Source organism: Acinetobacter lactucae (assembly GCF_001605885.1).
Classification (GTDB): domain Bacteria; phylum Pseudomonadota; class Gammaproteobacteria; order Pseudomonadales; family Moraxellaceae; genus Acinetobacter; species Acinetobacter lactucae.
On record NZ_LRPE01000011.1, the window covers coordinates 52,940 to 77,845 of the forward strand.

A 24,906-nucleotide genomic window follows, 5' to 3' on the forward strand; every position below is an offset into this window, starting at 1 on the left:
TAAATTCCTTTTTAAAAGCTATTACCTATAACAATAAAAATTAATCATAAATCCTTTCCTTCATTATTATATTAGCCTGATCTCTATCAATATAATTTCGGTAGAGAATTAAAATATATGAATTAATTAAATATTTTAATTGTCTGACTTTTATAGAATAGCGGCAGGCTAATGAATTCCAGCTCAGCGAACAAGATTGTGTTTATCCATATACCAATCTTGCGTTAGCGATAATATAGTATTCCTTCTTAAATTTGGTGAAATGTATAGTATTCCTGCTTAATTAACAGCCATTCGCAAATGATCAGTCTCTTTGAGTTTGTTTACCGCTTTTGGATTGGAAACGTGTTTAGCTTGAACACTTAGCACACGAACTAAACAACCATTTTCGGCATTCAATTGTTCTGCCTGTTCTTTAGTTAATTGCAGCTCTTCTTTATAAGGTTTGCTATACACAAGAATGGCGCGATAATTTTCATAGTCATCATTGGCTACAATGTAAGGTTCATCCCCTACCGCAATATTTTCAGGTTGTTCAATTTGGACCACTACAGATTGACTTTCTTTAATCGCTCGTAAGTTTTCAATATCGGCCTGCAATGTCGCCCCACCATCAAAAATATCGACATATCCTTTATAGCGCAGGCCTTCTTCTAGCAAGAGATTGTAGGCTGGTCGAGTATTTGGATGAACAATACCAATCGCTGCTTTAGCATCATCTGGCAACATATCGACATAGAGTGGATGTCTTGGCATCAGCTCTGCAATAAATGCTTTTTGCCCGACTCCACTTAAATAATCGGCTTTGGTAAATTCAATATCAAAAAACTTATGACCTACCGCATTCCAAAATGGTGACTGCCCATTTGCATCGGAATAGCCACGCATTTCTGCCACAATGGTTTCTTCAAAATATTGGCGAAATGCAGACAGGAACAAGAAGCGAACTTTAGATAAAAATTTGCCATTTTTATTTAAGCGATAGTCCAGGTCTAAAAACAAAGTGCAAAGCTCACTACAATTGGTGTGGTCATTACTCAAATATAGTGTTGGTAAAGCTTTATAAACACTTAGCGGTTCCGAGGCATGAACTTGTGTTCCTACATGGAAGTTATACCAAGGCTCTTTTAAACCAAGGGCGACTTCAATTCCGCAAACGCCGACAACTTTATTAAGTTCAGTATCTTCTAAAACAAATAAGTAAACCTGATCTGCCTTTGGAAGTTCGCCTGCGACTGTCTTACACGCCCTCTCAATACGAGCAGCAAGTTTTTCCATATTTGGCTGCAAAGATGTCAAACCAAAACCTGCCTTTTGCGCCAACAGGTAAAGGTCATTAACATCTTTAGGTTCAATGTAGCGAATAATCATCATGCTGCTTGTTCATCCTTTTGAATTTCAACAAAGCGAGCAAGTGCACGTTCAAAGCGTTGCAAACCTTCATCAATGTCAGCAAATGGAATAATTAAAGATGGTGTAAAACGTACAACGTTTGGACCAGCAATCAGACTCAGCAAACCTTCTTCACCCGCAAGGTTATTAATATCTTTTGCTTTACCTGCAAATTCGGCTTTTAAAGCACAGCCAATGAGTAAACCTTCACCGCGAATCGTTTTAAAGACTTCATATTTTTCATTTAATTGATTTAAAGCGTTTTTATAGTAGTCATGACGCTCTTTCACACCCTCAAGCACTTCAGGCGTATTAATAAATTCAAATACTGCACCCGCAACCGCACTCGCTAACGGGTTACCACCATAAGTCGTACCATGTGTACCCACTGAAAAATGCGGAGCAAACTTATCTGTTGTTAACATTGCACCGATTGGAAAACCACCACCTAGTGCTTTTGCAGTCGTTAACACATCTGGAATAACACCAGAGTTCATGTAGGCATAAAGTGCACCTGTACGGCCTACACCCGTTTGTACTTCATCAAAAATTAGCAAGGCACCGAACTCATCACACAGTGCTCTTAAGCCTTTTAAAAATTCAATGTCAGCAGGAATAACACCGCCTTCACCTTGGATCGGTTCAACAATGACTGCACATGTGTGCTCATTAATTACCGCTTTTGCAGCGTCTAAATCATTAAACGCAACGTGGTTGATGCCATTTGGAAGTGGTGCAAAGTCTTGTGAATATTTAGGTTGACCACCTGCTGAAACGGTAAATAAAGTACGGCCATGGAAAGCATTGTTAAATGCCACAATGCCGCTTTTTCCAGCAACGCCGCTGTCTAAACCCACCTTACGTGCAAGTTTTAGTGCCGCTTCGTTGGCTTCTGCACCTGAGTTACAGAAGAATACTTTATCTGCAAATGTATTTTCCGTGAGTTGTTTTGCAAGGCGTAGAACGGGTTCATTTGTATAACCATTGCCTACATGCCAAAGTTTTGTTGCTTGTTCTGTTAAAGCATTCACTGCCACTGGATGCGCATGACCTAATGCGTTTACTGCAATCCCGCCTGCAAAATCGATATATTCTTTATTTTCTTGATCCCAAATACGTGAACCTTCACCACGTACCGGAATGAAATTTGCCGGTGCAAAAAGGGGAACCATCCACTCGTTAAAGTCATTACGAGAAACTGCAAAATTATTCATCTTATCTAATCCATTAAATTGAATTATTAGGCTTAACTGATAACCCTATTATTCAAAATCAAGTTGATTCACAAAATTTGTAATTCAGTAAAAAATGAATTATTTTTTACCAATCTGATAATTGACAATTACAATATGGATAACATTGATCAAATTATTTTAGGTTTACTTAAAGATAACGCACGGATGTCTGTTACCGAGTTAGCCGAAAAAGTTCACGTTTCACGCGCAACGGTCAAAAAGAGAATCGAATATTTAGAGTCTTCGGGCATCATTACCGGATATACAGTACGGTTTAAACCCAATGCTGAACGCAACGTCATCCGTGCATGGATGAGCATTATGGTTGAAGGCACCAAGGCACAATCCGTAATTAAAGAACTACGCCTAGAAAGTGCCGTGGAATGTTTGCATAAAACCAATGGTAAATGGGACATTTTGGTTGAGCTACGCTCTGACACTTTAGAAAACTTCGATAAAGTTTTAGAGAGAATTAGAAATATTTCAGGTATTTATAACAGTGAAACCAGCATTCTGCTTGCGAGTCATAAGACCTAATCATCTGTTTGAATTTCAAATCATAAAAACAAAAAACTGATGAGCTAAGCATATGGTTTAGCTCATCAAACTGCTCTCGATTATAAAAATTCCTCTATTGTCTTTCCTCAAATCTACAAAGCTATTAAGACAATCAACCTTACCTAAAAATCTTCAATAAATTTTTAATTTTTTTTAAATAATCAAATCAAAAACTTAAAATCTAATTTGATTTAAATTCCAACTTTTTCCACCACTCCCCTTATCAAAGCATTTGACAGAAAATTTAAAACATAATACATATAGTATTATATGTTATATGTTAAAACCTAAGGACAAGGTATAAAAAATGGCTAAAACTCAACTACAACACTTTATTAACGGCGAATATGTTGCTAGCAAAGGATCTGATTACTTCGATTTGGTAAGCCCAGTGACTGGTGAAGTTTATGCACAATCACCGAATGCAACCGAGGCAGAAGTTGATGCAGCTTATGCTGCTGCAAAAGAAGCATTTAAAATTTGGGGACGTAGTACACCTTCGACTCGTCAAAAAGCATTATTAAATTTGGCAGATGCGATTGAAGCAAATGCAGAGCGTTTAATTGAAGCTCAAAGCCGTAATACCGGTCAGTTAAAACACTTAATTGCATCTGAAGAAGTGGGTGCCTCAGCAGATCAGGTTCGTTTCTTTGCAGGCGCTGCCCGCTTACTCAATGGCACAGCTTCAGGTGAATATTTAGAAGGTTTAACCTCTTCTATTCGCCGCGAACCAGTCGGTGTAGTTGGCCAAGTCACACCTTGGAACTATCCACTCATGATGGCTGTTTGGAAAATTGCTCCAGCTTTGGCTGCGGGTAACACAGTAGTACTTAAACCAAGTGATACCACGCCTGAAAGTACACTTTTACTGGCAGAAATTGCTGCACCATTTTTCCCGAAAGGTGCATTTAACGTAGTGTTAGGTCAGGCTCAGGTTGGTTCAAAAGTTGTATCACATAAAACCCCTGCACTCGTTTCTATTACAGGTTCGGTTCGTGCCGGATTACAAGTTGCAGCTTCTGCCGCAGCAAATTTAGCTAAAGCGCATCTTGAACTTGGTGGTAAAGCACCTGTCGTGGTTTTTGAAGATGCTGACCTTGATAAAGCAGTTGAAATGATTGCTTTAACGGGTTATTTCAATGCAGGACAAGACTGTACTGCGGCAACGCGCGTGATTGTTGCTGAAGCAGTTCACGATGAATTTTTAGGTAAATTAATTGAAGCAGCAAAAAATACACGTTTTGGTGAACCAGATGATCAAGACGCACTTTATGGTCCACTCAACAACGCCAATCAATTAAAGAATGTTAAAGCCTTTATTGATAACTTACCTGCTCACGCCAAAGTTGAAACTGGTGGCAAGCAAGCAGACCGCCCAGGCTTCTATTTTGAACCAACTGTGATTAGTGGTTTAGAACAACACGACGAAGCCATCCAAAATGAAATTTTCGGGCCAGTCATCACTGTTCAAAAATTTACAGATGAAAATGATGCGATTGAAAAAGCCAACGACGTTGAATATGGCCTAGCTTCAAGTGTTTGGACCACAGATCATGCCCGTGCAACTCGTCTGTCTCGTGAACTCGATTTCGGTACAGTTTGGATTAACACCCATATTCCATTAACAGCAGAAATGCCACATGGCGGTTTCAAAAAATCAGGTTATGGTAAGGATTTATCTGGCTACGGTTTTGAAGAATATACCCGTGTTAAACATGTGATGAGTTCAAACGAATAATAACAATGAGTTTTGAAAGGAGATCAAAATGAATAAACAAGAAATGAAAGACTTGGTGACTAAAGCTCATCACGAGCTATTTAATTTGCACGACACCACTGCTTTGGACCGTTATTTTTCTGAAGACTTTATAGAACACTCACCACTGGTTGCAAATGGTCTTTCAGGCCTTCGCCAACTGGTAGAAGATTGCCCTGACATGCAACATGAAGCTGTACGTGTACTGGCAGATGGCGACTTGGTTGCAATTCATGGCCGCTTTCAGGGCCTAGATGAAAACCCTTTAGTCGGTTTTGATATTTACCGAGTGAAAGATGGCAAAATTGTGGAACATTGGGATGGTCTTGTGGCAGAAGCTGCACCGAATGTAAGTGGTAGAACACAATTAGATGGTCCGACTGAAATCGTCACACATCATGATGCAGAGAAAAACCGCGAGATTGTGACCTCTTTCTTTAAAAAGTCATTAATTGATGGCAATTACGAGGCATTTAAAGAATACACGCACGACGATCAGTTCATTCAACATAGCCCAGATATTGGCGATGGTGTTAAAGCAGTCATTGATTTTTTGAACAATATCCGTAATGAAGGACAAGGTTTGGTATACTCCAAAACGCATCGCTCCATTGCTGATGGTCAATTTGTCTTGACACATTCCGAAGGAAGTATTGCCGGAAATCGACATGCCTATTTTGAATTATGGCGTGTAGATAATGGCAAAATTGTTGAACTTTGGGATGCAATACCAGCTGTGCCTGAAGATGAACAGGCAGTCCATCAATATGGCGTGTTTTAATCATTTATCCGTTTCATTAAGCTAAGTCTCTGACTTAGCTTTTAGAGAATTCGCCATGTCAGCATATACGATAATTTTTGCACCTATCGCTCAGGCAACTCGATCGGAACAAGTTGTAGAACGCTTGGAAAATGCAATTATCTCTGGATTGCTCAAAAGCAATGAACAGCTTCCTAACGAGGCGGATCTAGCTCGCTTAATGGGAGTGTCGCCCATTACCGTTCGTGAAGCTTTAAATACTTTACGCGTAAAGGGTCTGATTGATACACGACGCGGGCGAAACGGCGGAAGCTTTGTTTGTGAGTTACCTTCCGATTTACTCTTAAACAAACACCCTCTTCGCCAAGCGTCCAATGAGTATCTAGCTGATTTAGGCGAGTTTCATAGTGCAATTTTGAGCCATGGTGCATATTTGGCAGCACAAAGAACCACTGAATATGAACTAGGCAAAATCAAAGAACTTATTGATCAATTTGAACAGGCCGTTGAAGCAGACACACGTGCCCAACTTGATTTACGTTGCTTGTTAACACTCACCTCTTTTGCTCAATCAGCTCGACTGGCAAATCAAGAGTTAACCATACAAGCCGAATGGGCACCGCTCATTGCTGTGCTTTATCAAGATGATCAGTTTCATCAATCAGTCGTCGCTCAATACCACCAACTTTTATCATCTTTTTTTCAAGGCAATGAAGATGATGCTGTTATTCAAGCACGAAAAATTATTTCGATGCTAACAGACCAAATGCTTCGATATAAGTTATCTATCGAATAAAAACAATAAAGTAGAGCACTTATAAAATATCGAGTGAGAAATACGGAATTTTAGGAGTTATAGGAATGACCCAACATTTAGATATAGAAGAGCTTCAAAATTTGTTAAAGACAGTGGTTGAGGAAACGACAGCCATTACAGAAAAGCTGGCAACTAAAGCGAGCAAAATTCTTTCAAAACATGAACCTGAAAAAACGAAAGACGTTAAGCTTTCAGGTTCAGAGCGTTCAGCTTTGCAAAAAGAAATTAAAAAGGCATTACAGGAAAGCCATTACAGTCAAGGTATTGGTTTTGCAAGTTATAGTCCTGCAACACAAGAAGAACAAGATTATTGGACACTCGAATGGTGGTATAAAAAAGAAGATCAGTTACAACAAGCCAAACTTGAAAACTATCAAAATGCTCAGCGTTTTTTAGATTTTCGCTCTTTTGAATGGTTCCATAAACCTGCCCAAAATAAAAGTCCGTGCATTCATGGACCTTATGTTGACTATATTTGCAATGGTGCATATACCATTACCCTTGCCCATCCGGTCATGATCCGTGATCAATTTATCGGTGTAATTGCTACCGATATTTTAGTTTCCGCACTCGAAAAAGTTCTTATGCCGAAGCTTAAAAATATTAAACAAAAAGCAATTGTGATTAATGACTCTTCTCGAGTGATTACTTCAAATGACATCACCATCAGAACAGGCACATTATTTAAAGGCCAAAGCCCCGCGCAGGTTCTCTCACGACCGTGTCAATCTTTTCAACTGGTCGTGATTTAGAGTGAAGCCAAAAAGTATAAATATTTGACTTTGCTTTAGGGCATTACCAAGGTAAAACAGCCACCCACTTTTGTACAAACTTTCTTCAAATAGACGTGTTTATTCAGGTCTAGGGGAAGTTTTGGCTCAAAAATAGCATCGCTTTTCCGGATGAAAAGCAAAACAACGAATTTGAGGTTGAAATGACATGGAAAATAAAACGTCTTCCTTAAAAAAACTGTCTCTTTGGCAAGTCACCATTATTGGTATTGCCTACATGACTCCCATGACGGTGTTCGATACTTTTGGTATCGTCTCTGGAATTACCAATGGACACGTACCACTGGCCTATTTACTTGCACTTGGTGCCATGCTACTCACCGCTTGGAGCTATGCAAGATTTAGTCAAAATTCAGAAAAATCAGGCTCGGCATACAGTTATACAGCTGAAAGTTTAGGGCCAAAAAGCGGTTTTTTTGTCGGTTGGTGTTCCCTACTCGACTATTTGTTATTACCTCTAATTAATGTTTTGCTAGCCGCAATTTATCTCACCGCACTTATTCCAAGTCTGCCTTACTGGTTCTGGGTAATTGTATCAGCGAGCCTAGTCACCTTGGTGAATTGTTTCCGCATTCGGTTACTCGCCAATTTGAGTCTATTGTTTGTATTTGCACCCATCATCCTCATGGTCATTTTTGTTTATTTAGTGATTAAGGGTATTGGCTCTACTCAAGGTTATGAGCATGTGCTTACTTTGGCTCCACTCTGGCATGAGCACCAATCTATACTACCGCTCGTTGCGGGTGCCTCAGTTTTGTGCTTTTCGTTTTTAGGTTTTGATGCGGTTACCACGCTTTCAAATGAAACCAAACAACCTACCAAAAACATCCCCCGTGCAGTCATGTTAACGACACTTACTGGTGGCCTTATTTTCTTCACGGCTGCTTGGTTTATTCAACTTTATTTTCCAAACAATTTACGCTTTCAGCATCCATCAGAAGCGTTGCCTGAAATTGTGCTTTACGTCGGTGGCGCTTTTTTTCAATCCGTATTCTTATGCGGGCAAATTATGAACACTGTCGCCTCTGGTCTTGCTTCTCATGCCAGTGCTTCACGTTTACTGTATATAATGGGCACCGATAATATTTTTCCTAAAAAGTATTTTGGGACAATTCACATCTCCTTAGGTACACCGTTTTTTTCGGTTTTATTTGTTGGTCTTATTTCAATGTCCGCGGTTTTTCTAGATTTAGCACAAATCGTAAGCCTGATCAGCTTTGGTGCCCTAGTCGCTTTTACAGCCGTAAATTTCTCAGTTTTTATGAAATTTTATATTAAAGATAAACAGCGCTCAGGGTTTAAAAATAAATTTCTGAACCTCTTTTTACCGCTTATATCAGTCATCAGCATTATTTGCCTCTGGCTTAACCTCGACTCATCTTCACTCATTTTTGGATGTTTCTGGTTAGTTTTGGGTATTCTCCTATTTATCTATAAAACGATTAAAAAACAAAGCATTGCTATTAGTAACGCTTATTAATTTTTAAGGAACTTTTGTCATGAAAATTATTTCTAAACCTCAACTTTTAAAAGACGTGCAATATAAACCAAGTAAATCTCTACAAGTGGGCAAAGAGTGGAGCTGGTTAAATCCAAAACATGCAAAATTTGACGCAACCACTGTAGAAAGCACATCGGTAGATAATCCAGCGAACTACTATGAAAGCTCACTTTCTGATTGGCATACCTTTGACAGTTTAAAAGCTGATATTGAATGCGATGTGGTGGTTATTGGCGGTGGTTTATTAGGTTCATCTACGGCCTTACATTTAGCTGAACAAGGCGTAGAGACTGTTTTATTAGAAAAAAACCGTGTAGGTAGCGCAGCTTCTGGCCGAAATGGTGGACAACTCACCCCTGGTTTAGCTCGCTGGGAAGCCCAAGAAATGGCCGATCGCTTGAGCTATGAAGATGCCAAAAAACTCTGGCATTTTACCTCTACGGAAGCGATGCAGCTGATTGATGACATCTCAGAAAAATACCAACTCAACTTTGACCGAAAACATGGTCACATTACTGCTGCCGTTCATGAAGGACATTTGGTTGGTTTAACACAAGGTGCCGATGCACGAAAATATTTAGGTGAAGACCATACCCGCATTGTGGGTAAACACGAACTTATGGACTTTATTAAGTCTGATTATTACACAGGTGGTTTAATTGATGAGTTGGGTGGACAAATCCATCCTTTAGCTTTAAACCGCGGTTTAATTTATGGATTTTGCCAAAATGGTGGTACTGTGTATGAGCAAACAGAAGTCCTTTCAATAGAAGAAAAAGTAGATGGTATTTATGTTCAAACAGCAAATGCTGTCGTAAAAGCTAAAAAGTCTGTGGTGTTAGCAGTACACCATGCTTCTTTTAAACTTTTATCAGAGCAAAACAATACCACTATCCCTTTCTATACTTATGTTGCAACGACTGCCCCGCTAGAGCTTGACACTAAAGAGCTTTTGCCATTTGGGCATCCAGTTTATGACACTCAGTTCCAGATTGATTACTATCGCCCAGTGTTTAACAACCGTTTGCTATTTGGTGGCCAAGGCACAGGAACATGCTGGGGTCCAGAGAAAACTTTAAATTATCTAGAGCATCGAATTCATACCGTGTTCCCACAAATTAAAAATCTAGAAATGGACTTTGTCTGGAGTGGAACCACTGATTTAACCGTAAATGGTGCAGTCGATAGCCGTAAATTTGGCAATAAATTCCCAATCTATGCTGTTCACGGCTGGAGTGGCCACGGCGTTGCACAGACAGTACGCATTGGTAAAGCCATTGCGAATGACTTTGTTGGGCAATCTAACGATTTTGAAATGCTATCTAAAATTGATCATCAAAATATTATGTTTGGTCGTACCCTTGCACCCGTTGTTATTCCGCTCGCAAAAAGTATGTATGGCATCGGCGCAATGATTAATCCGGGCAAAATGGTATCTTTCTAATTTATAAAATAACCAATTTTCAAAAAGGGATTCGTATAGCTTTGTACGGATCCCTTTTATTTAGCTGAGTAAAATCCTTTTCAAACTAGGTTATCCCTAACCAATCTATTACAATAGCGCCAGCTTTTTTATTCAGCGCATATATTTTGAGCAATTCATCTTCCCAATTAAAACGCGGACTTAAAAATCGCCATATCCAGTTAATTGCCATGGGTGGTGCTGTCGGGACAGGTTTATTTTTAGGCTCTGCACAAGTCATCCAGTCTGCTGGCCCCTCTATTATTTTAGGTTATGCCATTGTCGGTTTGGTCGCATTTTTAATTATGCGCCAAATGGGTGAAATGATCGTAGAAGAACCTGTGGTTGGTTCCTTTAGTTACTTTGCACAAAAATATTGGGGCAAATTCCCTGGTTTTTTATCGGGCTGGAACTATTGGGTGGTCTATATTCTGGTCGCGATGACCGAGCTGACAGCAGTTGCTAAATATGTGCATTACTGGTGGCCCCACATTCCTGCTTGGATATCAGCCTTATTTTTCTTTGTTCTGGTTACATGTTTGAACTTAGGCAACGTTAAATTTTATGGTGAATCTGAGTTTTGGTTAGCCATTATTAAAGTTGTAGCGGTCATTGCCATGATCGTGTTTGGCTTATATTTATTGCTCACCGCAGGTAGTGACTCTATCGCTAGCTTTTCAAACCTATGGCAGCATGGCGGATTTTTCCCGCATGGGTTCTCGGGCCTATTTTATATGCTCGCCTTTTTAATGTTTGCTTTTGGTGGTATTGAACTGATTGGGATGACTGCTGCTGAAGCCGAAAATCCTGAAAAAAGCATTCCACAAGCCATTAACCAAGTCATCTTTCGAATCTTGATTTTCTATGTGGCTTCGCTTGCTATCATCATGTCGCTCATTCCTTGGAATCAGCTTGACCTCGGTGGTTTAGATAAAAGTCCATTTGTGATGATTTTTAGCCATCTTGGTATTGGCTGGGCAGCGCATTTGCTTAATTTTATTATTTTGACAGCTGCACTGTCGGTTTATAACAGCGGTATGTATGCAAACAGCCGTATGTTATACGGACTCGCAGTACAGGGCCACGCATCCAAGATTTTTACAAAAGTAAGTAAACAAGGGGTTCCAACACCTGCTGTTATCTTTTCTTCTATACTAATTTTTGGTTGTGTATTACTGAATTATTTTATCCCAGAACAAGCTTTAAGCTATCTCATGTACATGGCTGTGGCAGCTTTAGTTTTAAACTGGGCAATTATTAGCTTTACTCATTTAAAGTTTAAACGCGCCATGAAACTTGAAGATAAAGTTGCCAAATTCCCTGCTCTATTTTCACCTTTGAGTAACTATATTGTTTTAATTTTTATTGGCATGATTTTATATATCATGTGGACTCAAGGGTTCGAAAAATCTGTGATTTTAATTCCAATCTGGATTACCTTCATGTTTGGTTTATATAAATTTCTGAGTTGGAAAAAAGCACTCTAATATTCAAAAAGGCTTATTCAAACAGGATAAGCCTTTTATCATTTAATATCTTGTCACCCTAAGTAACTTCAGAAAATCTACTCAAAAAACCCTTCACATTCTATTCATCATTATTGAAATGTTCTCTGCTAGCCAAATTGATATGTCAGCCTTAGTCATTCTAAACATTAGTATTTAATGAGATAATTATTAAAGTACAAGTGTTTACATGATCTATAAATATTTGTGTCAATGTTCAGCTAAAATCAAAGCAGACCAGTTATCGTTGCAATCACTCAACAGGCAAAAGATACTCCATCGTAAGACAGGTTCTTTACCCACTTAACTGATTTAGCGCCGTACTGTGTCACTCAATGATGAAAGACAGGAAATTTTATGGAAAAAGCTCTGCAATGTCCTAAGTGTGGTTCTACAGAAATTGAAGCACGTGACCATGACAAATTACTTAGAACAACTGGCGGTGTTTTACTGACAGCTGCTGGCACAACAGCAGGTACGGTAGGCGGTGCAGCAACTGGCGCGACTGTTGGAGCAGCTATTGGTACTGTTGCTGGCCCTTTAGGTGTGATTGTTGGCGGAACTGTAGGGACTTTTGTCGGTGCCATTAGTGCAGGAATTACTGGCGGTGTCGTTGGTAATATTTTTGGTAAAAAAGCAGGCGTAATGATCGATAAAAATATTTTTCAAGACTATCGCTGCTTGAAATGTAAGTATCGTTTTAAGCAAAAGAAGTAAAACGAATTAAGCAGGAGAACTAGTTGCTCTAGCTCTCCTACACCATAAACACCACCAAGACTCTACAAATATAAGCCTTAATTTTTCAAGGATGAGAAAGTTTTCGACTGCAATCTGACTCTTATTGAGTTAACTGGCTGCTTTAAAGTCCTGCTGGGCTTTTTGGTATTCATCAAAAAGCTGTTCTTGCTTAACATCTTGACTACCTACACTGCATACAGCTTTATCTTCAGCGACTTTTTGATCTATCTCTTTCCCTTTTCCACTACGACGGGATTCGTAAACTGTTCTTTGTCGGAAGTAACTAAATGGTTCCGCATTACTAATAAAACCATATTTGGAGTCATGTATATAATTCTGATAAAAGTCCATAATTTCTGGGCTTGCCCCTTTTCTCCAGCTTGCAAACTCCCACTCATCAATCCCCAAGTAAAACTCATAAGCTTTCGAAACAGGTGATAATAATCTAAAGATATTAATTCCCCCTGTTGTATTGGGAGCAGTCAGTTTCTGTAGTTTTTCTAAGCGACCAATCTCAGTTGCCATATCTGACGGGCCAATCGGAATATATTCACGAATTTTATTGTCATTACGTGCTTGCTGACTTACAGAAACAATTTTCTTTTCAGCTAAAGCTCCATAAGCCGCATAGTAGACTTTCATGGTAGCAATAATTTGATCTTGAATTTTTCCGCTAGATTGCATTTCTGCTTTCACGGCATTATATAAATGTAGGGTTTTATCTTGAATTTCAAACTGCTCAGCAAATAATGCTCCATATTTTTCTTTTAATTGATTATAGTCAAACATGCGAACACCAGCATTTACAGCTTCCTCCAACATATCCTTAAGTGGAATGCGAGCATAGTTATCATTTACATTTTGGCTTCCAGGAGCATAACCTCCACCAACATCTGAATGCATCCCTGGGTAAACAATTTCTTTCCAGTTAGAGTTCGCAATTTCACCATTTTCTTTATGAATTAAATCAACTGGAAAGGCAAAACGCTGTTCATTTCCTGCAATATGATGAACACACATTTTGATTCGTTCATCAATGACCATATCACGGCCTTCAAAAGTTAAATTATTATTTAAGTTAGTCGCAGGTAAGCCAAAAGAGGCGACAGTATCAAATATCCCCATAAATTTAAATTCGATAGGATATTTTCCAGTGCCATAAGTTAAGCCATTGCAATCAGATTCACACTGCCACATAAACTGATTGGTAAAAGCACGTGCTAAAGCAGCACCACGTGAAAAGCCAAACGTAGAAATATTAATTTTTTTGATGAGACGATGTTGGCTTAAACTTTTCTCTACTTCAGCAAAACTATAAACTTTTTTTTCGCTAGCATATTTACTCGTATCTATTTCTGCTTTTTTCGCATTCATGATCATGACTTGCTTTAAAGCATCATTAAGTTGATCTTCTCCATAATCGAGCCGCCGAGTACCGCCTGTTCCTACTCCAAGTCCCAAACCACTATGATCTTGGATCATAGCAAGTGCTCGTTGGAAAATATTCAACTCACCATTAAAACGTGTTCCTACACCTGATACATATATTGCATAGTTAGAAGGTGTTGAGCTATTTAGTCTACTATCTATAACATACTGATTAGCTGTTCGCCATAAACGGGCAGGATTCGACCATTTCTTTAAGTCCTCATCAGCATCTTTATTGTTGCCTGTACCATCAAAAAAAACAGAAATGTGAACAACATCTGAACAATCCTGTTTTGCTGTAGGCGGAGCATTGGAAACATCACTATTGGTTTCTACAGTCCTTTTTATAATTGTTTTTTTAAACATGATTTAACCTCACTTTTTATTATTTTTTAATTGATCTAACCATTTAGTACCCTTTTCAGTTGGATTAGGCCAATTGTTGGATGTGGTAACTTCTACAGTATCATCTGGGTATAAATGTGCAGCTAGATATTTCATACCTTTTAATTGTTCTTTAGTAATAATTACTTGATTTTTAGCAGTGTGTACTTCACCAGTTTTTGCATCTTTCCATGTAATAGTTTGTGGTCCAATTTTTACTGGAGACGTATTCATACCACCACCACCACCACCGATTTCATGCCCATTAATTTTTACCATATAAGGGCTATATGAGGGATCATAATGAAATGAGGTAGTGCCCATATAGTATGTTGCATTTGGCCCAATACCTGCACAACCCGCAGCACTGAATACTAAACTTATCGGTAAAAGTAAAAACTTTTTGAGACTCATGGTATTTCCTCATTTTAAAATATCTAATCTATATAAACCTTTCTAATTTATATAGATTAAATAGCTTTTCTCTAAATATTTGATTAGCCCCTACATTTTGTTTAATAACTGTTTTTTTAAACATTATTTAGCCCCATTCTTTCTTATTCTTTCTTGCCACTTTAAACCCTTTTCAGTTGGGTTTGGCCAATTAAGAGATGTAACTATTTCAATAGTGTCATCTGGGTATAGATGGACAACAAGATATTTCATATTCTTAACGTCATTCTTTTTTAAAAAAATTTGATTTTTCGCTGTATGTAATTCACCAGTTTTAGCATCTTTCCAAGTTACATTCTGTAAACCTAGTACCACTGGCGAAGTATTCATTGAGCCTAGTGCTCCACCGATAATATGATTATTTAGCTTCACATCATAAGTATTATATGAAGGATTATAATTAACAGATGTTGTCCCCATATAATATGTTGTATTTGGCCCAATACCTGCACACCCTGCTGCACTGAACACTAAACTTATTGGTAGGAGTAATAACTTTTTGAGACTCATAGTATTTCTTCTTGCTATATTAGACCTTTTACAGTTGGTCTTGGTCAATTGTTAGATGTAGTAATTTCTACTGTAGCATTAGGATATAAATATGCAGATAAATATTCATATCCTTGAACTCCCTACCACCACTTAAATTTGCCCATACATCCAATTACAACCAGTTAAAATTACTGGTATACCAAGTAAAATAAATAGTATTCTATATTTCATTATTTCTCTCCACTTAGAACTTATATTAATTTATCTTAATAAAAAATTCATTACCCAGCTTCAGACATTAAGCTATTCATAATCTGATCCATTGTTAGCTTTTTATCTTTCAGATTATTTAATAAATACTGTAAATTATGGTCTGACTCAAACTGGACTCCGTACATCAATTTTAGGCAGATAAAATTTAAAATATCACGAGTACCAGATAAACAGTGATCTCTTGCTTCAGGTATGCTTTCAATTATAAATTCATATAATGACTCATCATCAATTTTATCAACCAAAAATGAGTTATTGAGTTTGAGGTAATAAATTAGATTGTCAGGAAAAGTAGCCTCGACCATCATTTCTTCTTGTTCCAACGTGAAATGTAAAGGCTTTTCGATGGGTGGAAGCACTTCAACGCGCTCATTTAATCCAAATATACTTTGCAGATTACTTAAGCGATCCCAATACCACCAGCTTTGAATAGGTTTTAGTAAAGCTTCAATTTGTTGGGGGTTAAAGACAGGGCCTTGTACATATAAAGTTTTATCAGCTTTGTGCCCAACTAATGTCGCCAAGATAGTAGGATCCCAAAATGCCAGCATCATTTCTAGACCACCATCAAATTCAACATCTAAAAAATTTCTTAAATGTTTATAAAGATAATCAAAAGTTAAAGGCGTAATAATAATTGTCATTTTGGGTGTGCCAGCGATATTACGTTCAATCCACTCCCATTCAAGTGAAGTAAAATTTTTAGGTAGCTGAATTAAATGTGGAGAAATCTCTTTAGCTTTTTCACCACTAGCTTCTTTTAATAAGCATTTTTGACGTAAGTGCTCTAAAACCTTTAAAAACTTTTTATCTTGGGCGGCATCAGCGATTGCATAAATATTTAATCCAATTTGATCAAGCGGATACTTTTCAAAAGTTTTAAACAAAAATTGGAGACTTTGATGATCTTTCATTTACATTCCATCTCCTTTATTGATGAAAGCTCCACGTTGTGCTGCGCGTCGAGCCAGACATTCCCAACAAATATTATTTGGAAATATTGGAAGCGTTGGGCTTTCACTTGCACCTGTTGTAAAGAGATGTTGACCTGCTTTAGCAGTAAACTTATTTGGAGTAATGACCGTAACGCCATCACCATTAATTTTTAGAGCACTATCTTTTGCTTTAAATACAATTTCAGTTGGACTATGGATTTCTACTTTACCTTCAGAGGATGTTATTTTTACATCGAGTCTTGCAGAAACATCTAATACATTATCTTGCGATTGCAGATCAAATTTCCCTTTTGCTGCATAAATTTTTAAATCTTCCTCTCCGGCAAACAAACTTACTTTTTTCTTAGCATTTAAGATCAAATGTTCATCTGTGCTGACATTAATAGATTGCCCACTGCCAACGGTTACACTATCCAAAGCATTAATATGTATATCCTTTCCAGAAACTAAAGAAATACTATCTGGAGAGGCTAATAACATTAAAGCTTCTTTGGTAGCTTTTAAGTCAGACCACTGAGATTCGATCGTTTTAATATACTGATTAATATTTTCAAGCATATCAGCAGCTTCTGCTTTCTGTTTCACAGCATATTCAGATAAAGCTTTCATACTTTCTAAACTTTCTGTGAAGTTTTGAACTGCTTCATTTGCTTCTAAATGTATCCCCGTGGCATTGTTCTGAACAAATGTTGAGATATACAATCCTTTACTTCGAATTGCACCTGCACGATCTGTTCTTAATTCAAATCCCTCACCACGCCCCTCACTCGTCGCACTTTCTTTCGGATGACTCAAATTCCCCAAGTTAAGCTGAGAGGAACCGTGACTGCTATGTAACTGAGCACTAATCTGTCCTGTCGTATCGTCAAAACGAAGCTGGTTATATCCGCTGCCATCAACCTCTTTTGAGCGAATACCACTCAGTTTTTTAGTGTCAGGTAATTGCCCTTTAATATCGAACTTCGTTGGAGAGCGCTGCGCTTCATGGATACGTCCCGTTACAAATGGGCGATCAATGTTGCCATCAAAGAAATCAATCACTACGATTTCATCTTTACGAGGTAAAAAACGTGCTCCGTAACCTTCACCAGCCCAAGGAGTAAGGACATCTACCCAAGCCGAATCTGTATCACTATTATTGGCCCCCGCACCACCATCATGGGCATGGTCTTTGGTACGTGTGAATAAGAATCTAACTTTAATTCGTCCCCATTCATCTACATGAATTTCTTCACCATCACTAACCACTTTGGCACGTTGTACGTGGGCAACAGGACGATGCTTCAGAGGATCATATTCAGGCACAACATTAATATTTCTACGAACGACTACAAATTCATTGGCCTGACGCTCTTGTTCACTGTCTTTACTGTTTTGCCAGTGACTTAAGGTCAATAGCTTTACAACTTGCTCTTGTATATCTTTTGGCAGGTTATTTTGATTATAAAAGTGCTTATTAAGGATTAAAAATTCCCTATCTTGCTGACTATGATTTTTTTCTAACTCTGGATAATCATGTAATTGGAACCAATAACCGACTTGAGTATCTCGTACACTACTATGCACTGTAAAATACTTAGCTTGTAGGGCCTGATATTGGTTTAAGTGCATATTCAGTTTTTCTAACTGAGAATTACTTGAAGCGGTGGCTTGATCCTCCCCTTTAAGATCATTTATCCAAGCAGGAGATATATTCCACGCCTGTTCTAAGCTTAAGCTTTCATTGTCTCGCTGAGCACTGTGTTGATGTGAGCTGACCACTGATCCACTGGCATCTTCTTGACTTAGACTATCAGCTTGCCAACGTTGTACATGGATAGCAGTTGGTTGTAACTGTCGCTGAGCAATAAAACTAGTGATGCTGTCATATTGTTCAGTCGCATTTGAACGGTGATAACGAATGGATCTGCGTTCGAGCGATTGAAACTGACAATTATCATCAATTAAACGTAGTTTTTGTGCCTCAATACTCTGGCTATTACTTGCTACAAGATAACTCGCCTCATCCACAAGCCAATTAATCGATTCTTCACGCATTATTCGAGTTAAATATGCATAATCACTTTCATTTGACTGCATGGAAAACGGGCGTACATCATATGTTTTGGTTAAACCACTCGTATCTAACTGTAAACTTGATGCAAATAAAGGACTCTTACTTTGCCATTCCTTAAAGATGACTTCGATAATGTCCACTACGCTTTTATTCATAAACACACGGCTATTACGTCGTTTATGCCATAAGCTAGTAGCGTCCTGCATAGTTAAGCGATATAAACTAAAAGCACCATCGCTTTGACCTTGGCTAGCACCAGTGACAATACCCGTAGTTCTAAAAAGCTGACCTGCATCTGTTACTTGATCAATTGCAACCTGACATCCAATAAATTGTTTTAATTCGATATATGGGTTTGTAGATAAACAAATAAGCTCTGCCGATAGTCCATCATTAATACCATGATAGCCATCAATACGTTGCAACATAATCTGTGAATTAAGCTCAGTATTTGAAAACTGGATACTAATCGCACGTTTTTGAGCGCCAAATCCTATTTTTTCCAAAATACCAAAGATATTATTCAACATTATGATGCAAACCTTATTATTAATTAAACAAGTCTAACAGAATGATAAGTCTGTCTCAATTTAGGGTATTTCATGTTTTGTTTATATTAGTATCTTTTCCCTATCATCTTCTCACTTGCTTTATTGAAATCTAAACTGAACTTAAATTTTAAAAACAAAATATTTACAACCAATCTCAGTGGAGAGAAACAATAAAATCAGGGACTTACTTTACATTATTAGGAGGATATGAAAAAATTATTACTTCATATAACATCTGAAAGTTAAAATGAAAAAAATATTATTTTTAAGTTTAGTAAGTGTCCTTAGCTCATATACTTTTGCTGAAGACAATAGTTCAATTTACCGCGGACTTGGCACTGGTACTAATGATTTTTTAAAGTTTGAAATACTAAAGAAACAAGGCTTTATAGCAAAAAAAGCAAATATCTCAAGAGCAGATTATAATGATATATACAAACTGAAAAAGCCTTATCAATTTATGGGGCAAAACGTTGTATTAATCTCAGATGAATATATGTCTGAATATGTGGGCTGTTGTGTTAGTGAAGGTTGGGGAGCAGTATTTAAACAAACCACTAATTTGAAATTGATTAAACAATTTGCAAAAACTAATCAATGCAAAATCTCTCCTATAGAACAAGATAGTACTTACTATGGATTTAAAATCACTTTATTACCCAAAGGTAATTACTATGAATTATCATGCCGCGAGCGCGATTTAGATGAATCCCAATAAATCGAAGTTAAACTCTAAAATAAAAAGCCAAACTATCAGTTTGGCTAGAAGAATCAAACGGCTATAAACTATATTAAAGAGGAATCGCCTTTGATGCGACTTTTACCAAAGTTCCTCCACCAGGAACAACCGTGCTAGCTAACTCTGCCGAAAGTTCTACTAAATTTTCTTTAGTAAAAGCTTGATCAAAAGTATTCCGGAACCAACTTCCTTGTTCAATAACTTCTCCTGTAAGTCCATCAACCTCAATAACGCCAACTTTATCTGCATTAGACCAAATATATTCAAATGCATAAACTGGACGAAAATATAGGTACAGTTGAGTTATTTCCTCTGAATCTTCAATAATATTAGTTGCATGAACTTTTTGATTTTGTAGTTCCGATCTGACAATGCTAGTAATAGAATCAAGAGTAAGTAATGGTTGAAGTACATTCTCAAATTCGACTTTATCTACTTCGGAAAGTTCAAATTTTCTAATATATTCCGCTAAGTGAGAGGATTTAAGCTCACGTTGCAAGCCATCAAAGTAATTTGAAAATTCTATTTTTCTGCTACAAACTTCTTTCATTTGCAATTCTATTTTGCCTTTATCCTGTTGACGTGTAACAGGATAATTTTTTTGTTCAGGGTCTTCATAGATTTGAATATGCTTCGCATGTGAATTATGTACAGGAATAGAATAAGTCACAACACAATCGTAATTAAGGTTACGTTCGCTTGAGACAAACCAAAATGGTTCATAACGTAATATATGATTTTTTAAGTGTACTGTTTCTTCCGTAGGACGTTTTAAAAAATTAAATTTTGCTAACATTCCAAAAGCATTAACCTTCTTCTTTTCAGCTTGTTGCTTTGCTGAATCAAATTCAAATATCTTCTTAAAAACAAATATTTTATGGTTTTCAGCCTTTACTTCTAATTTTGACATAATGATATCATTGCTATTAAACAAATTTTTTAAATTATAGTTATTAAATTTCATAAAATAAATCATTAAGATTGTATATTTTATTTAAATGCAAGATTGGATAAACTTCTATCAAGTACCAACTTATTTAAGAAATAGCACTATAACCATATGAGAAAACAAAATTTATTAAACTATAATTTAACCTCTTACACTCTAAGAAAATTACTTAAATAATCTAAATAAAAATTAATTTCAGGTTTTAATATGATACTTAAGATTTATAGGTAATATCCTTAATCCAAGTGATCTATTCATCGTGCCGTCTAAGTTAACCATTCATATTAGATAGAAAGTTTAAAAAATAATCCAACAACTTCTCCCTTTCACCAGCTTTATTTGGATCTAAAAGCTGGATAAGTGCACCATCAATCATAAATAAAATCATGTTTGCATCAGGTTTCAAGCCACGACTTTCTAGACTAAATATCAACTCAAAAAGCTCACTAAGCAGCCATTTTCTATATTCAATTGCCATTTGATAGGCTCTCGGGTAAAGCAGCTTGATTTCAAAAATGGCCTTAAATAGCAAAAAGTAAAAGCTATTTAAATCGACATGTAAAAGAAAAATTTCTTTGAGTTTATCGTGGGAATTTGGGTAGCGATGCGAATAAATAATTGCCAGCACTTCTTCTTTTAGCCGACTTTTTTGAAAGGCTATGCATCTTTCAATGAGCCTCTCTTTGGACTGAAAATAATTATAAAAAGTTGCCTTCTGAATTTTGCATTTTTTGATCAGAAGGTTTACCCCAGTATTGTGAAATCCGTAAAGATTAAATAGCTGTATTGAAGTACAAATAACTTGTAATTTTTTGGTAGATATTTCTGAATGAGGCATATTTTTACCGTTTTAAAATAAGTTCTTGTTGTAGGTGAGATACTTTTTTGGGAGAAAAAAGGCACAGCAAAGCCGTGAAGACTGTGCTTGGCACATCTCAAATTTTATTGTTGCTAAGTTTTAGTCGTGACGATTTAAAGCCTGAAAAGCCCAAGGGCCATCAAACCGCTTTAACGTTTAAGTTGTGTCGATATAGACTTTGGCAAAGGCTGCCAAGAAATAATGAATGTGCAAAGCCAACTCCTTTTTATTGGGAGTTCTGCCAAGTCATTAAAATTATGGTGGCAGAACGAAAGGGGGTTAGCAGACTGGCCGAAAAAACCCAGCACACCCGAAGGTGTCCCCCTCCCGTTCCGCCGCAGAGGGGGCACGAGGGTTCGTCACTAAAAGATTGCTCTTTTAATGCTTTTCGGAACGGTCTGCTAAAACCGACTGGCAATGTAGGCCAGCAGGCAAAGAATAGTGCTCTACCCTTTTACAGTCAAGCACACAAAATGACATTTGCTTTAAATTAGATCATTAAAAAGTAAGGATAAATAATGAGTGAGGTATTGTTAAAGAGGGGTTTATAAAGGGCATAAAACAGCCTAGTGTTAGGGTAATTTATTTAATCTAGAAAATTTTGGTATAAGGCATATTATGTTAATTTTAGAAAGACGAATAAATTTATTATGAGTGAGAATATTAAATTTTGCCTCGGATTAAAGTTGAATATAGGATTAATCACTCCTAAAGAAATTCAAGCTTGGGCAGATAAAAAAATATTGGAGGGCAAAAATGATCCATTTGTTCTAGACATTTGTTTTCTAGGATCTGAAGCTGAAGTTAAGGATTACTTTAATAAATTAATACGAACTGATTTAGATATTCAGAATGAGCAGTTAATCTCTATCAATATTTTAAAAGAATATATATCGAAAAAAAAACCATCAAACTTAGACACTGATTTAGATCAATATATAAATGATATTGAATTAATTTGTTGGCATATTAATGATTCAGCCTTAACTTCTTTGCTATACATTTATACCGATCAGATTAATTTAGCTTATCAAGGAGTTCTTACCATCTCTGTTAAAAAAGCATTTGATGAGTTTTCAAAAAATATAAATGAATGGCTAGAAAAATCCATTTAACATAATAGGCTTAGGTATAAAATAAAACGAATCCCATAACACTAATCTAAATAAAACAAAAGCTAAGCCCCGATTACCAGAGCTTAGCTTTGAAAAATAATTTAACAGGCTCTATCTAGAAAATTTATGGTCTTTAGGAAGTGGAGCATTACATGGCTGATCCGTCTTTACATCGACCATTTTCACAGGTCCATCGTTGTAGATTGTTACCTTACAGCCTTTTACGACATATTCCTGTTGAATGCCACCGTACATTTCATCCTCAGAAACAGCAGATGCAACATCACACGCATCGTCAGCACGGCATATAGCCTCTTGCCCACCAACCTCTACAGCTTCTGCTCCAGCAGCTTCCATTGCATCTACAGCACTCTCCTGTAATTCAGCATCTACAGCCTGTATCTTTGCGGCATATGTATTTGAAAGATTCATCATAAGAAAAATTGCAAGAAATAACTTACTACAGTGATTTATTAAATTCATGAACTATCCATATCTATTAATTTAAATTCGGTACATATCAGGCGATTTTACTTTGCAAGTTAGTGATGCAAAGGGATTAGTATTATAAGGAGCTATTCTACCCATAATTATACATATAGCAGCAATAGTTGCCCCGAAAGAATTCTTCAAACAATTACAAGATATTGACCATTATGAGAATGGGATTAACTACAAAATATAAAATTAAACTGAAATCAAAATCTGCCGAACTCAATCCAAATTTTTATGTAAGGTAGGATGAAGGGTAAAATAATAGATATAAAAAAAGCCCCTGCTTTTAACAGGGACTTTTCGAATTTGGCGGAGACTCTAAATAAACAAAAGCTAAGCCCCGATTACCGAGACTTAGCTTTAAAATAATTTTAATTAAAAAATTACTTATTTGATGTCAGTAAACTCAGAAACAGGTTTGTTCACTTCAACTTTAGTGCCACCGAATTTTTCACTCACAAACTTTTGAACTTTAGGTAAGTGGTAAAGCTCACCAAGTTTCGTATAGATCGGATCATTTTTATTTGCTTCAGCAACACCCAATAGGTTCACATAAAGCTTAGTAGACTGATCAATAGGCTCACGGAAGATCGCATCTTTCATTACGTTTAAGCCACCTTCAAGCGCCAATGTATTACCCAACACAATCGCATCTACATCGTTTTTAACACGAACTGCCGTAGTCATTTGAATTGGTTTTAATTTCAAATTCTTAGGGTTTTCAGCGATGTCATTGGTCGTCCCTTTTACAGGGTCAAAGTTCGGTTTAAGTTTAATCAGTTTAGCAGACTGTAATAATGTTAAAGCACGCGCTTCGTTGGCAGTATCGTTTGGAATCGCGATAGTCGCGCCCTGCGGGAACTCTTCAACAGATTTAACTTTATTTGCATAAATACCCATTGGCTCTAGGTAAGTTGTCGCTACAGCAGCAACTTTAGCAGTATTAGAAGCATTATAAGCTGCCAAATAGTTGAATGACTGGAACGCATTTACGTCTTGTTCGCCACTTGCTACAGATGTATTAAGCACAACGTAGTCAGTCAGGTTAGTCACTTCAAGTTTAATGCCCGCTTGAGCAGTTTCAGGAAGCGTTGCAACGTATTTCCATACGTCAGTATCCGAACCTGTTGAAACCAATTTAATTGTACGTACCGACTCAGTTTTGTCTTTAGCTGAAGCTGTATTTTCAGTTTGTGCAGGTTGTTTGTTACATGCAGACAGTGTTAGTACAGATGCGCTGAACAGGACACTAAATAATTTTTTCATAGATATATCCTAAAATAGGAAATGCCTACTCTACAAAAGAGTGAGACATTACCAACCATTGGGTCAAATGCAATTTTTGGGTGGAAATAATATCCAGATATAGGGTTTAGAAGACTGAATTCAGCATTATTCCTTCCTTGAACTTACTCGCTGAACAATAGAATTATGTTTTGAATCAGTTTCTAAATATGGCCTCATCATATATCAATAAATGAATATTCTACAAATAACTTGTTCGATTCTGATATATAGACCTCTTATTGCTAAGATATTGAAAACACAAAATATATTATATAAAGATAGTGATTTCGATTAAAATGTGTACTTATTTGATTTATATGAAATTTTCAGGATTTATTAGCAATATTTAAGCTA

At 37.0% G+C, this 24,906-nt stretch carries 22 protein-coding genes; 11 read left to right on the forward strand and 11 right to left on the reverse strand.

From position 1 onward, the window contains the following. Window positions 1–279: 279 nt before the first annotated feature. Together astA and AWW73_RS05700 are read right to left on the reverse strand one after the other, a co-directional pair. Window positions 280–1,374, reverse strand: coding sequence for an arginine N-succinyltransferase (gene astA / locus AWW73_RS05695; protein WP_062849036.1), 1,095 nt, complete (start codon window positions 1,372–1,374; stop codon window positions 280–282). Then, window positions 1,371–2,606, reverse strand: coding sequence for an aspartate aminotransferase family protein (locus AWW73_RS05700; protein WP_062849037.1), 1,236 nt, complete (start codon window positions 2,604–2,606; stop codon window positions 1,371–1,373). The genes astA and AWW73_RS05700 overlap by 4 nt, the downstream gene beginning before the upstream one ends. A gap of 135 nt (window positions 2,607–2,741) precedes the next feature. Between AWW73_RS05700 and AWW73_RS05705 the strand changes: the two genes are divergently transcribed. From AWW73_RS05705 to AWW73_RS05745, 9 genes are all read left to right on the forward strand, one after another. Further along, entirely contained in the window at window positions 2,742–3,164 is a 423-nt protein-coding gene (locus AWW73_RS05705; RefSeq protein ID WP_002120489.1) for an Lrp/AsnC family transcriptional regulator, read from the forward strand. A 328-nt stretch (window positions 3,165–3,492) separates the two neighbouring features. Further along, window positions 3,493–4,923, forward strand: coding sequence for a gamma-aminobutyraldehyde dehydrogenase (locus AWW73_RS05710; RefSeq protein WP_062849038.1), 1,431 nt, complete (start codon window positions 3,493–3,495; stop codon window positions 4,921–4,923). A gap of 28 nt (window positions 4,924–4,951) precedes the next feature. Next, a complete protein-coding gene (locus AWW73_RS05715) occupies window positions 4,952–5,722 on the forward strand; it encodes a nuclear transport factor 2 family protein (RefSeq protein WP_016141822.1) in 771 nt (256 codons plus the stop codon). Window positions 5,723–5,777: 55 nt separating this feature from the next. Further along, window positions 5,778–6,497 carry a FadR/GntR family transcriptional regulator gene (locus AWW73_RS05720; RefSeq protein ID WP_031947721.1) on the forward strand — a complete coding sequence of 240 codons (720 nt, stop codon included), beginning with the start codon at window positions 5,778–5,780 and terminating at the stop codon, window positions 6,495–6,497. Between the two features lie 65 nt (window positions 6,498–6,562). Further along, window positions 6,563–7,270 carry a cache domain-containing protein gene (locus AWW73_RS05725; protein WP_016144699.1) on the forward strand — a complete coding sequence of 236 codons (708 nt, stop codon included), beginning with the start codon at window positions 6,563–6,565 and terminating at the stop codon, window positions 7,268–7,270. 187 nt (window positions 7,271–7,457) lie between these two features. Next, window positions 7,458–8,789 (forward strand): APC family permease, encoded by a 1,332-nt coding sequence (locus AWW73_RS05730; protein WP_062849039.1) that lies wholly within the window; start codon window positions 7,458–7,460, stop codon window positions 8,787–8,789. A gap of 19 nt (window positions 8,790–8,808) precedes the next feature. Next, the gene (locus AWW73_RS05735; protein WP_062849040.1) at window positions 8,809–10,254 is read left to right on the forward strand and encodes an NAD(P)/FAD-dependent oxidoreductase; all 1,446 of its coding nucleotides are present in this window, start codon (window positions 8,809–8,811) and stop codon (window positions 10,252–10,254) included. A 146-nt stretch (window positions 10,255–10,400) separates the two neighbouring features. Continuing rightward, the gene (locus AWW73_RS05740; protein ID WP_081409509.1) at window positions 10,401–11,759 is read left to right on the forward strand and encodes an amino acid permease; all 1,359 of its coding nucleotides are present in this window, start codon (window positions 10,401–10,403) and stop codon (window positions 11,757–11,759) included. Window positions 11,760–12,134: 375 nt separating this feature from the next. Further along, window positions 12,135–12,494 carry a hypothetical protein gene (locus AWW73_RS05745; protein WP_016141827.1) on the forward strand — a complete coding sequence of 120 codons (360 nt, stop codon included), beginning with the start codon at window positions 12,135–12,137 and terminating at the stop codon, window positions 12,492–12,494. A gap of 129 nt (window positions 12,495–12,623) precedes the next feature. Here the strand turns inward: AWW73_RS05745 and AWW73_RS05750 are convergent, their stop codons facing one another. The 5 genes from AWW73_RS05750 to AWW73_RS05770 form a co-directional block, all read right to left on the reverse strand. Beyond that, a complete protein-coding gene (locus AWW73_RS05750; protein WP_062849042.1) occupies window positions 12,624–14,309 on the reverse strand; it encodes a T6SS phospholipase effector Tle1-like catalytic domain-containing protein in 1,686 nt (561 codons plus the stop codon). A gap of 9 nt (window positions 14,310–14,318) precedes the next feature. After that, entirely contained in the window at window positions 14,319–14,741 is a 423-nt protein-coding gene (locus tag AWW73_RS05755) for a hypothetical protein (RefSeq protein ID WP_062849043.1), read from the reverse strand. 123 nt (window positions 14,742–14,864) lie between these two features. Further along, a complete protein-coding gene (locus AWW73_RS05760; RefSeq protein WP_062849044.1) occupies window positions 14,865–15,290 on the reverse strand; it encodes a hypothetical protein in 426 nt (141 codons plus the stop codon). A gap of 263 nt (window positions 15,291–15,553) precedes the next feature. Next, the gene (locus tag AWW73_RS05765) at window positions 15,554–16,459 is read right to left on the reverse strand and encodes a DUF4123 domain-containing protein (protein ID WP_062849045.1); all 906 of its coding nucleotides are present in this window, start codon (window positions 16,457–16,459) and stop codon (window positions 15,554–15,556) included. Beyond that, window positions 16,460–19,087 (reverse strand): type VI secretion system Vgr family protein, encoded by a 2,628-nt coding sequence (locus AWW73_RS05770; protein ID WP_062849046.1) that lies wholly within the window; start codon window positions 19,085–19,087, stop codon window positions 16,460–16,462. 268 nt (window positions 19,088–19,355) lie between these two features. Here AWW73_RS05770 and AWW73_RS05775 point away from each other — a divergent pair, with 268 nt between their 5' ends. Continuing rightward, window positions 19,356–19,826, forward strand: a complete 471-nt coding sequence (locus AWW73_RS05775; RefSeq protein ID WP_062849047.1) for a hypothetical protein — start codon at window positions 19,356–19,358, stop codon at window positions 19,824–19,826. A 73-nt stretch (window positions 19,827–19,899) separates the two neighbouring features. On the opposite strand, the gene AWW73_RS05780 is transcribed toward AWW73_RS05775, so the two are convergent. Both AWW73_RS05780 and AWW73_RS05785 read right to left on the reverse strand, forming a co-directional pair. Continuing rightward, complete coding sequence (locus AWW73_RS05780) at window positions 19,900–20,823, reverse strand: hypothetical protein (RefSeq protein WP_062849048.1); 924 nt, start codon at window positions 20,821–20,823, stop codon at window positions 19,900–19,902. 244 nt (window positions 20,824–21,067) lie between these two features. Beyond that, on the reverse strand, window positions 21,068–21,634 hold the full coding sequence (locus tag AWW73_RS05785) for a TetR/AcrR family transcriptional regulator (protein WP_062849049.1): 567 nt from the start codon (window positions 21,632–21,634) through the stop codon (window positions 21,068–21,070). A gap of 671 nt (window positions 21,635–22,305) precedes the next feature. Here AWW73_RS05785 and AWW73_RS05795 point away from each other — a divergent pair. Next, window positions 22,306–22,770 carry a hypothetical protein gene (locus AWW73_RS05795; protein WP_065129202.1) on the forward strand — a complete coding sequence of 155 codons (465 nt, stop codon included), beginning with the start codon at window positions 22,306–22,308 and terminating at the stop codon, window positions 22,768–22,770. A 111-nt stretch (window positions 22,771–22,881) separates the two neighbouring features. On the opposite strand, the gene AWW73_RS05800 is transcribed toward AWW73_RS05795, so the two are convergent. Both AWW73_RS05800 and AWW73_RS05805 read right to left on the reverse strand, forming a co-directional pair. Continuing rightward, window positions 22,882–23,205, reverse strand: a complete 324-nt coding sequence (locus tag AWW73_RS05800) for a hypothetical protein (RefSeq protein ID WP_081409516.1) — start codon at window positions 23,203–23,205, stop codon at window positions 22,882–22,884. 447 nt (window positions 23,206–23,652) lie between these two features. Further along, window positions 23,653–24,531, reverse strand: coding sequence for a MetQ/NlpA family ABC transporter substrate-binding protein (locus AWW73_RS05805; protein ID WP_057105711.1), 879 nt, complete (start codon window positions 24,529–24,531; stop codon window positions 23,653–23,655). Window positions 24,532–24,906 lie beyond the last annotated feature (375 nt).

Excerpts from the sequence above, each read along its gene's own strand:
- astA (WP_062849036.1), bottom strand. The coding sequence starts at position 1,374 with ATGATGATTATTCGCTACATTGAACCTAAAGATGTTAATGACCTTTAC.
- AWW73_RS05700 (WP_062849037.1), bottom strand. The coding sequence starts at position 2,606 with ATGAATAATTTTGCAGTTTCTCGTAATGACTTTAACGAGTGGATGGTT.
- AWW73_RS05705 (WP_002120489.1), top strand. The coding sequence starts at position 2,742 with ATGGATAACATTGATCAAATTATTTTAGGTTTACTTAAAGATAACGCA.
- AWW73_RS05710 (WP_062849038.1), top strand. The coding sequence starts at position 3,493 with ATGGCTAAAACTCAACTACAACACTTTATTAACGGCGAATATGTTGCT.
- AWW73_RS05715 (WP_016141822.1), top strand. The coding sequence starts at position 4,952 with ATGAATAAACAAGAAATGAAAGACTTGGTGACTAAAGCTCATCACGAG.
- AWW73_RS05720 (WP_031947721.1), top strand. The coding sequence starts at position 5,778 with ATGTCAGCATATACGATAATTTTTGCACCTATCGCTCAGGCAACTCGA.
- AWW73_RS05725 (WP_016144699.1), top strand. The coding sequence starts at position 6,563 with ATGACCCAACATTTAGATATAGAAGAGCTTCAAAATTTGTTAAAGACA.
- AWW73_RS05730 (WP_062849039.1), top strand. The coding sequence starts at position 7,458 with ATGGAAAATAAAACGTCTTCCTTAAAAAAACTGTCTCTTTGGCAAGTC.
- AWW73_RS05735 (WP_062849040.1), top strand. The coding sequence starts at position 8,809 with ATGAAAATTATTTCTAAACCTCAACTTTTAAAAGACGTGCAATATAAA.
- AWW73_RS05745 (WP_016141827.1), top strand. The coding sequence starts at position 12,135 with ATGGAAAAAGCTCTGCAATGTCCTAAGTGTGGTTCTACAGAAATTGAA.
- AWW73_RS05750 (WP_062849042.1), bottom strand. The coding sequence starts at position 14,309 with ATGTTTAAAAAAACAATTATAAAAAGGACTGTAGAAACCAATAGTGAT.
- AWW73_RS05755 (WP_062849043.1), bottom strand. The coding sequence starts at position 14,741 with ATGAGTCTCAAAAAGTTTTTACTTTTACCGATAAGTTTAGTATTCAGT.
- AWW73_RS05760 (WP_062849044.1), bottom strand. The coding sequence starts at position 15,290 with ATGAGTCTCAAAAAGTTATTACTCCTACCAATAAGTTTAGTGTTCAGT.
- AWW73_RS05765 (WP_062849045.1), bottom strand. The coding sequence starts at position 16,459 with ATGAAAGATCATCAAAGTCTCCAATTTTTGTTTAAAACTTTTGAAAAG.
- AWW73_RS05770 (WP_062849046.1), bottom strand. The coding sequence starts at position 19,087 with ATGTTGAATAATATCTTTGGTATTTTGGAAAAAATAGGATTTGGCGCT.
- AWW73_RS05775 (WP_062849047.1), top strand. The coding sequence starts at position 19,356 with ATGAAAAAAATATTATTTTTAAGTTTAGTAAGTGTCCTTAGCTCATAT.
- AWW73_RS05780 (WP_062849048.1), bottom strand. The coding sequence starts at position 20,823 with ATGATTTATTTTATGAAATTTAATAACTATAATTTAAAAAATTTGTTT.
- AWW73_RS05785 (WP_062849049.1), bottom strand. The coding sequence starts at position 21,634 with ATGCCTCATTCAGAAATATCTACCAAAAAATTACAAGTTATTTGTACT.
- AWW73_RS05795 (WP_065129202.1), top strand. The coding sequence starts at position 22,306 with ATGAGTGAGAATATTAAATTTTGCCTCGGATTAAAGTTGAATATAGGA.
- AWW73_RS05800 (WP_081409516.1), bottom strand. The coding sequence starts at position 23,205 with ATGATGAATCTTTCAAATACATATGCCGCAAAGATACAGGCTGTAGAT.
- AWW73_RS05805 (WP_057105711.1), bottom strand. The coding sequence starts at position 24,531 with ATGAAAAAATTATTTAGTGTCCTGTTCAGCGCATCTGTACTAACACTG.